Annotated in this window: 4 protein-coding genes; 2 read left to right on the forward strand and 2 right to left on the reverse strand. The window is 70.7% G+C overall.

Annotation, left to right across the window (positions count from 1 at the left end; all coding sequences use genetic code 11):
- Positions 1 to 34: 34 nt before the first annotated feature.
- Both ACIF6L_RS38185 and ACIF6L_RS38190 read right to left on the reverse strand, forming a co-directional pair.
- Entirely contained in the window at positions 35 to 5,554 is a 5,520-nt protein-coding gene (locus tag ACIF6L_RS38185; protein WP_396491863.1) for a tetratricopeptide repeat protein, read from the reverse strand.
- 2 nt (positions 5,555 to 5,556) lie between these two features.
- Positions 5,557 to 6,030: a hypothetical protein gene (locus tag ACIF6L_RS38190; protein WP_396491864.1), complete on the reverse strand. Its 474-nt coding sequence runs from the start codon at positions 6,028 to 6,030 to the stop codon at positions 5,557 to 5,559.
- 1,849 nt (positions 6,031 to 7,879) lie between these two features.
- On the opposite strand from ACIF6L_RS38190, the gene ACIF6L_RS38195 reads away from it, so the two are divergent.
- Both ACIF6L_RS38195 and ACIF6L_RS38200 read left to right on the forward strand, forming a co-directional pair.
- Entirely contained in the window at positions 7,880 to 8,752 is an 873-nt protein-coding gene (locus ACIF6L_RS38195) for a reverse transcriptase domain-containing protein (protein WP_396491865.1), read from the forward strand.
- A 38-nt stretch (positions 8,753 to 8,790) separates the two neighbouring features.
- A complete protein-coding gene (locus ACIF6L_RS38200) occupies positions 8,791 to 9,264 on the forward strand; it encodes a group II intron maturase-specific domain-containing protein (RefSeq protein ID WP_396491866.1) in 474 nt (157 codons plus the stop codon).
- Positions 9,265 to 10,103 lie beyond the last annotated feature (839 nt).

Raw genomic sequence — 10,103 nt, forward strand, 5'->3', positions numbered from 1 at the left:
CGCTCAAGCACAAGGAGCTGGTGGTGCTGGTCGATTAGGACGTGCGCCTGATCTTTGCCGCCTCCTCGGTAACGGCCGAAGCTTCCTCATGCAGCCCTGCCTCCGTCAGGAGCGCACCGAGACTGGACAGTGCACGGGCGAGCTGTGGCTCGTAGCCAACGGAGTCGTTCACAGCCAGTCGGCGGTAGATGTCGACCGTCTCTTCGGCGGTGGCCAGGGCTTCCGACCGCTGCCCCGCCTTCGACAGGTGGAGGGCGAGGTTGGACAGGAGGAGGGCGACGTGGGGTTCATGGGTGGCGGGATCGTTCGCAGCCAGTCGGCGTCGGATCTTCACCGCCTCCCTGGCGGCGGCCAGGGCCTCCTCGGGATGTCCCGCCCCCGACAGGTCGCTGGCCAGATCGGACAGCGAGTCGGCGAGACGGGGCGCGAAGGCGGCAGGGTTCTTCGCGGCGAGTCGGCGCCAGGCCCTCACCGCCTCCCTGACGGCGGCCAGGGACTCCTCCCGCAGTCCCGCCTTCGACAGATGGCGGGCGAGTTCGAACAGCGAGGCGGCGAGGCGGGGCCCATGGGTGGTCGGATGGTTTGCCGCCAGTCGGCGGTAGATGTCGACCATCTCCTCGGCGGTGGCCAGGGCCTCCGACCACCGCCCGGCCTTCGACAGGTGGAGGGCGAGGTTGGACAGGAGGAGTGCGAGACGGGGTCGGTGGGTGGCGGGATCGTTCGCAGCCAGTCGGCGTCGGATCTTCACCGCCTCCCTGGCGGTGGCCAGGGCCTCCTCGGGATGTCCCGCCTCCGACAGGTCGCTGGCCAGGTCGATCAGCGAGTCGCTGAGACCGGGTGCGAAGGCGGCGGGGTCGGTTGTGGCCAGTCCGCGCCGGACCTCCACCGCCTCCCTGAGGGCGGCCAGGGACTCCTCCCGCAGTCCCGCCTCCGACCGGAGGCTGCCGAGTTCGAACAGCGAATCGGCGAGGCGGGGCCCATGGGCCGGGTCGGCCGCGGCCAGCAGGCGCCGGACCTCCACCGCCTCCTCGGCCGGGGCCAGGGATTCCTCCCGCCGCCCCGCCTTCGACAGGTGGATGGCGAGTTCGAACAGCGAGGCGGCGAGGCGGGGCCCATGGGCGGGGTCGGCCGCGGCCAGCAGGCGCCAGAGCTCCACCACTTCCCCGGCGGTGGCCAGGCACTCCTCCAGTCGCCCGGTCCCCCGCAGGTAGAGGGCGAGGTTGCCCAGTGACACGGCGAGGCCGGGTCCGCGCTCGGCCGGGTCGGCCGCCGCCAGCCGGCGCCGCACCTCCACCGCCTCCTCGGCCGGGGCCAGGCACTCCTTCCGCAGCCCCGCCTCCCACATCAGGGCGCCGAAGTCGAACAGCGAGGCGGCGAGGTCGTCCTCGAAAGTGGCCGGGTCGGCCGCGGCCAGCAGGCGCCGGACCACCACCGCCTGCTCGGTGGCGGCCAAGGCCTCCCGGTGCCATCCCAGCCTCCCGAACCGGATGCCGAGGTCGGACAGCGCGGTGGCGAGGTCCGACTGGGCGGCGGGCGGCTCGGTTCTGGTCAGCAGGCGGTAGACCTCATTCGCCACCTCGATGACGGCGCCGGCGTCCACCTGCGGGGCGTCGGGACTTCCCTCGACGACGACGTTCATCTTCGTCCCGTTCGGGAGGTCGACGGTGAACGTCTGCGACTCCTCGCTGGCGTCGGCCTCTTCGCCGAGGACGATGTCCAGCAACATCCCGTTCGAGAGGTCGACGGTGAACGTCTGCGACTGCTGTTCGGTGATGGGGCTGGTGTCCTCCTGCCGGGTGTCGGGACTTCCCGGGGCGACGAGGTCCATCCTCGTCCCGTTCGGGAGGCCTGCGGCGGGCGTCCGCGACTCCGGTTCGGCGGCGGTGCCTCCCGGGGCGACGACGTCCGTCCTCGTCCCGTCCGGGAGTTCGATGGTGAACGTCCGCGACTCCGGGGAGCCGCTCCGCCGCGGATCCTTGCGGCGCGGCCGGAGAACCGTACCGACCCGCCGTCCGATGCCCGACAGGAGGGTGCCGACACCCGACGGCGGGCCGGCGGGGCGGGGTGCGTCGGCCCTGCCCAGCTGGCGCCGGATCTCCGCGGCCTCCAGTTCGGCGGCGCGGGCTTCCGTCCTCCGCCCCGCCTCGGACGAGAAGACGGCGAAGGTGGACAGCGCGGTGGCGAGCTTGGGACCGAAGGCCGCGGGGTCGTGCACGGCCGGCCGGCGGTAGGCGCGGACCGCTCCGGCGGCGGCGGCCAGGCCCTCCTCCCGCCGTCCCGTCTTGGTGAGGCAGGAGGCGAGGTTGAACAGTGCGCTGGCGAGGCCGGGCTCGAAAGCCTCGGAGACCTCCGTGACCAGGCGGTGGTGGATGTCGACCGCCTGTGCGAGGGGAGGGAGGGCGCTCTGCGGCACCCCGGCCTTGATCAGCCCGGCGCCGAGGTTGGACAGCGCGCGGGCGAGGCCGGGTTCATGGGTGTCGGGGTCGGCCGCGGCCAGACGGTGATAGATGCCGATCGCCCCCTCCAAGGCGACCAGGGCCTCCACCAGCCGCTTCGTCCCCAACAGCCCGGCGCCGAGGTTGGACAGCGCGCGGGCGGACTGGGCTTCGAAGAGGGCGGGCTCCTTCGCGGCTAGTTGGCGGTAGAGGTGGGCAGTCTCCGCGGTGGCGGCCAGGCCCTTCTTCCGCTGCCCCGTCTCCGTCAACCAGCTGCCGAGGTTGGCCAGGGAGTGGGCGAGGTCGGGTTCGAAGGCCCCCGGGTTCTCGACGGCCAGCCGCCGCCGGATCTCCACGGCCTGTCCGACGGCCGCGAGGGCCTCCGCGCGGCGCCCCGCCTCCCACAGGTGGACGCCGAGGTTGCCCAGGGAACGGGAGAGGTCGGGTTCGTGGGCTTTGGGGTCGCCGGCGACCAGGCGGCGCCGGATCTCCACCGCCTCCTGTTCAGCGGCCAGGCCCTCCGCCAGGTGCCCCAGCGCCGACAGGTAGCTGCCGAGGTTGGACAGCGAGGCGGCGAGGTCGGGTTCGTGGGCTTTGGGGTCGCCGGCGACCAGGCGGCGCCGGATCTCCACCGCCTCCAGCTCGGCGGAGAGGGCCTCCTCCCCGCGTCCCTCCCCCGACAGCCAGATACCGAGGTTGACCAGCGAGTGGGCGAGGTCGGCTTCGAAGGCCGCGGGGTTGCCCGCGACCAGTCGGCGCCGGATCTCCACCGCCTGTCCGACGGCTGTGAGGGCCTCCGCCGGGCGCCCCGCCTCCAGCAGCGAGACGCTCAGGTTGGACAGCGCGAGGGCGAAGGCGGGTTCGTGGGCCGCGGGGTTGTCGGCGGCCAGGCGGCGCCGGATCTCCACCGCCTCCAGTTCGGCGGTGATGGCCTCCTCCCGGCGCCCGACGCCCACCAGGTGGAGGCCGAGGAGGGTCAGTTGGCCGGCGAGGTCGGGTTCGTGGGTCGCGGGGTTGCCGGCGGCCAGCCGGCGGTAGACGTCGACTGTCGACCGGGTGGTGGCCAGGGCCTCCTCCCGCCGCCCCGCCCGCGACAGATGGTGGCCGAGGTTGCTCAAGGCCGTGACGAGACCGAGTGCGTGGGCCGCCGGGTCGGCCTGGGCCAGCCGGCCCAGGATGTCGACGGCCTCCTGGGTGGTGGCCAGGCCCTCGTCCCGCCGCCCCGCCTCCGCCAGCAGGGCGGCGAGGCTGACCAGTGAGGCGGCGAGATTCGGTTCGTGGACGGCCGGGTTGCCTGCGGCCAGCCGGCGGTGGAGGCCCGCCGCCTCCTCGGCGGCGGCCAGGGCCTCGTCCCGCAGTCCCACCGCCGACAGGTCACCGCTGAGGTTGACCAGCGAGGCGGCGAGGTCGGCGTGGTGGCCGGGGCCGGTCCGGGTCAGGTCGCGCCAGATCCGTACGGCCTGCCGGCCGCCGGCGACGGCCTCGTCGCGCAGGCCGGCCCGGGACTGGCGGAGCGCGAGGCCCCGGTGGATGCGGGCGCGGGAGGCGGGGTCGGTGATGGTGGCCAGGCGGTGTTCCGCCAGCCGGGCGGCGATCGCGGCGATGCCGACGTCGAGGCCGGTGTGCCGGTCCGCGGGGAAGTAGGGCTCGACGGTCTCCAGGACGGCGGTGTCGAGGGTCTCCAGGGCGGCCAGGCGGGTCAGGGCGGCGCTGCCCGCCGCCAGGGCGAGGCGGGGGCGGTCGCGCAGGATCGGTTCGAGGTGTCGGGCGGTCAGGTGGGGCCAGCGGTGGGCCGCCTCGATCAGGACCGTCAGAGCCTGGCGGGTGTAGCCCGCAGGTTCACCGGTCCCGTCGTCGGGCACCAGCAGTAGGGCCGGCGCGGCGGCGCTCCAGGGGTCCGTGGCGTGGTAGCCGAACTCCTCCTCGTGGCCGGGCAGGGTGAGTGCGAGGTAATCCTCGCCGAGCCGGTCGGGGGCGAGCGGGTCCAGCAGCAGCTCCGAGTCGGCCGACGGGTAGCAGCGGCCGTGGTCCTCGGCCAGTCGCCCGCCGGCGGCGGTGCTGTCGGCGGCACCGGCCCGCACCAGGGCGGCTACGGCGTTGGCGGGGGCCAGGGCGCCCGCGAGGGTGGCCACGTACACCGCCCGGCCGATGGTGCGCGGGTCACTACGCAGCGGGCCGCGGCCCCGGTCGTGGAAGGAGTGCCAGTGGTCCTGTTCGCGGTCCAGCAGGTAGGAGGACAGACTCGCCTGCCCGTTGCCGGTCGGGGCGGCGCGGCCCCGGCTGGCGGCGTCCACGTCGACCAGGGCCCGCATGTGGACGGTGAGGGTCAGGGCGAACGCCGGGTCGTTCAGGTCACCGGGCACACCGATCCCGGCGGCGTTCGGGTGCGCGAAGACCTCGGCGAACCGGTCGCGGGCCGCGGTGTACACGGCCGCCCGGGCGCCGGGGGCGTCGGGGAGCCCCTCCAGCCGCAACTTCTCGACATCGAGGACGTCGAGTTTGGCGAGCTGGTGGGCCAGACCCTGCCACCAACCGCCGGCCTGGCGCGCCAGCAGCAGGATGCGCAGCCGGTCTCGGGCCGCGTCCCGGTGTTGGCGCAGCAGGGTGATCAGGTCCTCCAGGGGCCAGCGCTCGGCGTAGTCCACCACCAGGACCAGCCCCGGGGCACGTACCGTCAGGGACTGGTCCTCGCCCCCGGCCGAGGCGACCTCGCTGCGGTGGCGGGCCAGTGCGACCGCCCAGCCCGCCTCGGCCGAGCGCGCGGCGAACTCTGCGGCCAGCCGTGTCTTGCCCGACCCGCCCTCGGCGTGCAGCAGCCGCACCGACAGCCCCGGCACCGCCTCGTCCCGCCAGGACTCCAGCAGCGCCGACTCCGGCCGGGGCAGGAAGGGCACCACCTGGTGACGGGCCGTCAGCAGGCGGCTGGGCACCCGCGCCAGCCCGGACGGCAGGGCGGCCGGCCCGGTGAGCGGGAAGGGCTCCACCCGGTAGGGCGGGGTGCCGCGATAGATGTAGTTGTACTGGTCCCCGTGCTGCACGGCGTACACCCGGCCACCGCCGGTGGCCGTGATGTTCTGCGTGTACACCACGCCCTCGCCCGGGCCCACCGGCGTGCCCACGGTCAGCCCGTCCTCTCCTCACCCCCCGCACCGGTATGGGCCCTGGGGGCGGAGGAGTCCATGTAGTAGTTGTTCTGGGTACCATCCTGCAGCGCGAAATTGGTGCCGGGGCCGTTGAAGGTGTTGTTCTGCACCCACTGCTGCTGGGCCTTCGGCAGCGCCGCCCGCATCGCGTCCAGCTGCGCCCGCAGCTCCTCGACCGCCTCGGGATGTGCGTCCAGGAAGCCTTCGAGCTCCAACTGCCACGGCCCGCGGACCATTTCGCGAGCACGGTCGACGTCCCGGCTCCGGGCGACCTGCTCCGCGCTGCTCTCCAGGCGCGCCGCGATCGCGGCACGCGGTTCGGTACCACGGCGCTGGAGGAGCGCCGACACGCGGTCACGGACGTTCCCCCAGGCGTCCGTGGCCATCGCCGCGACGATCGTCGTCGCGCCGGACATGGCTAATGCCACGATCTCCTGCTGTGCCATGAGCACCTCTCCAATCCTCAAGGTCCAAAATCGGCGGCAGGTGAAGGACGAGCGCCCAATCCAGGAGCCGGGGGACCTTGCCGCGGCGGAGCGTACGCTCCTGGGCCCCCGCCCGTCAGCAGCACGACTGCGGCCCGTTGCGAGTCTCCAGGTCATCCGCAGACGCTGTTCGGTACCTGCCCGGCTTCGCCCCCCTGGCGACATGTCCTGCCGGACCGTGCCAGATCAGCATGGGCGAACCCGCAAACGTCGCTCAACCGATCGGAGACCTCGTGACAGATTCGTTGCAGTCCCGGACCGGGCGGCGAAGGCGGGGCGAAGTGACCGATCGTCCTGAACCACCTCGGGCAGCAGCCGCTCGGCCAACGCCCGCAGCCCCAGGTGGTCGCGGAACGAGCAGCACAACGCCTCGCCCATCGAGCGCACGATCGCCCCTGCCGTCTGCCACCCACCGCACAGGGACCGGACAGCGCTCGGACACCGCCAAGCGTCACCAGGTAGGCCTGGCGGGCCTTCAATCAGCCATGGACGGCACATGCGCGACCCTCTGCAGGCGACGATCGCCGCCTTGCGGAGCCTGTTGGACGCGGTGGCCGTGGAATTGCGGGGATCGGACGGGGCAACGTTGACGCACTGTCGGCTTGAGGAGCCGCTGGGCGTGCGGACGCGGAAGGTGATCCGGCAGCTGTTCGACGGGTACAGACGCTGCCCGTGAGGGCTCTGGCGACGTTCTGCCCCTCGTCGTGGACGTGGGCGGCAACAGCGCCCACCCCGCTGGTGCGCACCACCGGCGGCGAGCAGCCCGGAAGAGCACATCGCCGCGTGCACCGGTTGCCGCAACGGGCGCCTCGCAGGTTGGCGTGTGGCTGACCCGGGCCATCATGCTGGTGTCCTGGAACGGATCGGGTGTCGGTGGGCAGCGAGCCTCCTTGCCGTCGGAGTGCTAGAAGATCACCGACGCCGGGCCACGGTCCATGGCCGCCCGGTCGGTCGAGGCCGAGGTTTCGGACTCTCCCGGCATGGCACGCCGGTGACCTTTCACGTGGTGCTGGCTTTGTGACGCTGTGCCGGGTGCAAGGGCCTCAGGTTGTTCTCGGCCGTGGTGAGGACACCTGCTGGGCCTTCGCGCGCCCTCACCACCGGGTGTCCCTTGATGACAAGACGCGAGCCGAGCTCGAACTCTCGCACGAGCGCCGCCGTCCACCCCTCGTGGTTCACCGAGCCGCAAAGACCACCACCTGAGTTCTGTCGTGGCAGGACTCTGAAGCTGAGGGCAGCCCGACTCGGGAAACGTCGAGGAGGGCGGGAGCAGCCCTGACAGAGCCGAGGTGAATCTAGCACTGCCAGATAGAGGCATGCTCGGCGCGCAAGTTGGAAAGGTGTACGAGAGGAACCGGTGCGTGAAGCTCCCTAACTGTCCCTACCAGCTCCAACCTGGCGGATATGGGCTGGGTGCGGTGCGTATCCATCACTCTGGTCTGACGATGGATAACTTTCGATCCGGCATCGTCGCCGGATCGGGAGGCCACGGTGAATGTCCACGGCGTAGCCGTGGCGATGCCGCGGGGGTAAAGCCGGGCACCTCCTCCAGCGATCGAACAGTCGGTGAACACGGGAACCGTCTTGGATGCGCCACGGGCCGTACCGCCAGTACGGATATCCGGCTGGGCTCGTTGTCAGCTGAACCATCCAAGGCGGGGCGGAGCCGCCGTAGTAGTCCGAGGCCGGGAAAGCCGGTCACATGGCGGAGGGTGGCAGCGGAGGACAGCAGGGAGGGATTGCAATGCTCGGAGACGTTGAGGTGAATTCCGCGACTCCGCAAGGGGGCCTTGGCCCTCACATGCGGGTACGAGAGATGCAGGCCAAGCTGCACTGTTGGGCGACGGCCGACAAGGGCCGTTGTTTTGGTGATCTGTTCAACCTGGTGCACGACCCGGGATTCCTGACGGTTGCTTGGGAACGGGTCGCGGGCAACACCGGAGCCCGAACTGCCGGCGTCGACCGGGCCACGGTCCGGTACATCGCGGAGCAGGTCGGAGTGGAAGCGTTCCTGGCCGACATCCGCACCCAGCTCAGGGAAGGGTCGTTCCGTCCCTCGCCCGTGCTGGAGCGGAAGATTCCGAAGGCCGGGGGGAAGCTGCGCAGTCTTGGCATTCCCACGGTGCGGGACCGAGTGGTGCAGGCAGCGCTGAAGCTGGTCATGGAGCCGATCTTCGAGGCGGACTTCGAGCCCGTCTCCTACGGTTTCAGGCCCAACCGGCGAGCACATGACGCAATCGCCGAGATCTACTTCTACGGCACTCACGGATACCGCTGGGTGCTGGACGCGGACATCGAAGCGTGCTTCGACTCGATCGATCACAATGCTCTGATGGGCCGGGTCCGGAAGAGAATCAAGGACAAGAAAGTGCTGGCCCTGATGAAATCCTTCCTGAAATCGGGGGTCATGACTGAATCCGGCCGCCGGCAAGGGGATTTCACCGGCACTCCACAAGGAGGCATCCTGTCGCCTCTCCTGGCCAACATCGCTCTGAGTGCTCTAGACGAGCACTTTGCGGAGCAGTGGAATGAATGGGGCCAGGTTGAGCAGGAACGACGGAAACGAAAGGGGCTGGCGACCTGGCGCATCGTCCGCTACGCGGACGACTTCGTCGTCATGGCCAACGGAACCCGCGAACACGTCGAGGCGCTCCGCACCAAGGTTCTCAGGAGGTCTTGGCCTCTCTAGGTCTGCGCCTGTCCGAGGCGAAGACCAGAGTGGTGAACATGCAGGATGGGTTCGACTTCCTCGGCTTCCACATTAAGTGGAAGCGTAAGAGGGGAACGGGAAAGTGGTACGTCTCCACGTTCATCGCGGACAAGCCAGTCCGCGAGTTCAAGCGGAAGATCCGATCGCTGACCCACAGGAAGAATCAGCACGAGTTCGGGACACTCCTCTACCGGATCAATCAGATCCAGCGAGGATGGGCCAACTACTTCAAGCACGCGGTCGCCAAGCACACGTTCAACCGGCTTCGGGCATTCGTCTGGTGGCGGGTTGTCAACTGTGTGATATACCGCTATCGGCTGACGTGGACGGCGTTCCGACGACGGTTCAAAGGCCCATACGGCTGGAGAGCCTTGGCATTGGATGACGTCCAGCTGTTCGACATCTCGGCGGTGACCGTGAGTCGCTACCGGTGGAGAAGCAGCAGGATTCCCTCACCCTGGCCAGTCAAGATCGCCACGAAGACAGCGTGACTCCGTGGAGAGCCGGATGCTCGGAGACGGGCACGTCCGGTTCGGTGAGCGGCTTGGGGAAACGGGCTCGGAGAGATCCGGGTACCGCGCCCCAAGCCGACTCTCCATCACGAACGCCGATCGGGCGTGGGTCTCTGCACACCATCGAGGACCTGCCCTGCCCCATCGTGTCGACCCCCGCCAGGGCCTGACCGACGCTGACCATGCCGTTCTCGACAACTGGCTGCGAAGGACCACCGGGGCGCCCCCGCCGCATGCTGCGGTGTGAAGCCGACTCACCCCCGGTGGACCTGTCGTCGGGAGAGAACTCGGTCCACGTCCCGCCCTCCTCGACCACGGCTTCGTCCGCGACCGAGCCGAACAGGCCTACCTGGAAGCCCGCCTCGAAGGGGGCGATCGCGATGTCTCGGTACTGCCGCTCAGAAACGGCATCCAGTCACTCGGCACGCGGTAGCCGGGCCGTGTCGATCGCCTTCTCCTCGCCCCCGCCGTGGCGCCGGTGAACTGGACATTCGAATCTCGTCGCAGGCCGGCCTCGTCGAACCACTGGAGCACGGCGCGCGCCACCGTTCCGGGACTGCCAGCCGCCGTCGCCGCTCCGACTCCGTGACGAACCGGCCGAACGGTACGGGCCTACCGGGCCGGTGGCCGAAGGCGGTCAGGAGGACGCAGCCGTGCTCCACGGCATGTGCGCCGAGCGTCAACTACCGGTGCACGCACGGGACATCGGGTGGCCGGCCCGGGAGCTAGTGCTCTGACCGGGAAAGTTCGCCGGGTTGGCGGTGCCAGCGGTTGGATGTGCGGTGGCGTCCGTCCGTCCAACCGTTGGGGGTGTCGTG

Origin of the sequence: Kitasatospora sp. NPDC086009, assembly GCF_044540385.1 — a bacterium.
GTDB lineage: Bacteria > Actinomycetota > Actinomycetes > Streptomycetales > Streptomycetaceae > Kitasatospora.

Coding starts and splice junctions, on each gene's coding strand:
- ACIF6L_RS38195 (WP_396491865.1), top strand. CDS start 7,880: ATGCAGGCCAAGCTGCACTGTTGGGCGACGGCCGACAAGGGCCGTTGT.
- ACIF6L_RS38200 (WP_396491866.1), top strand. CDS start 8,791: ATGCAGGATGGGTTCGACTTCCTCGGCTTCCACATTAAGTGGAAGCGT.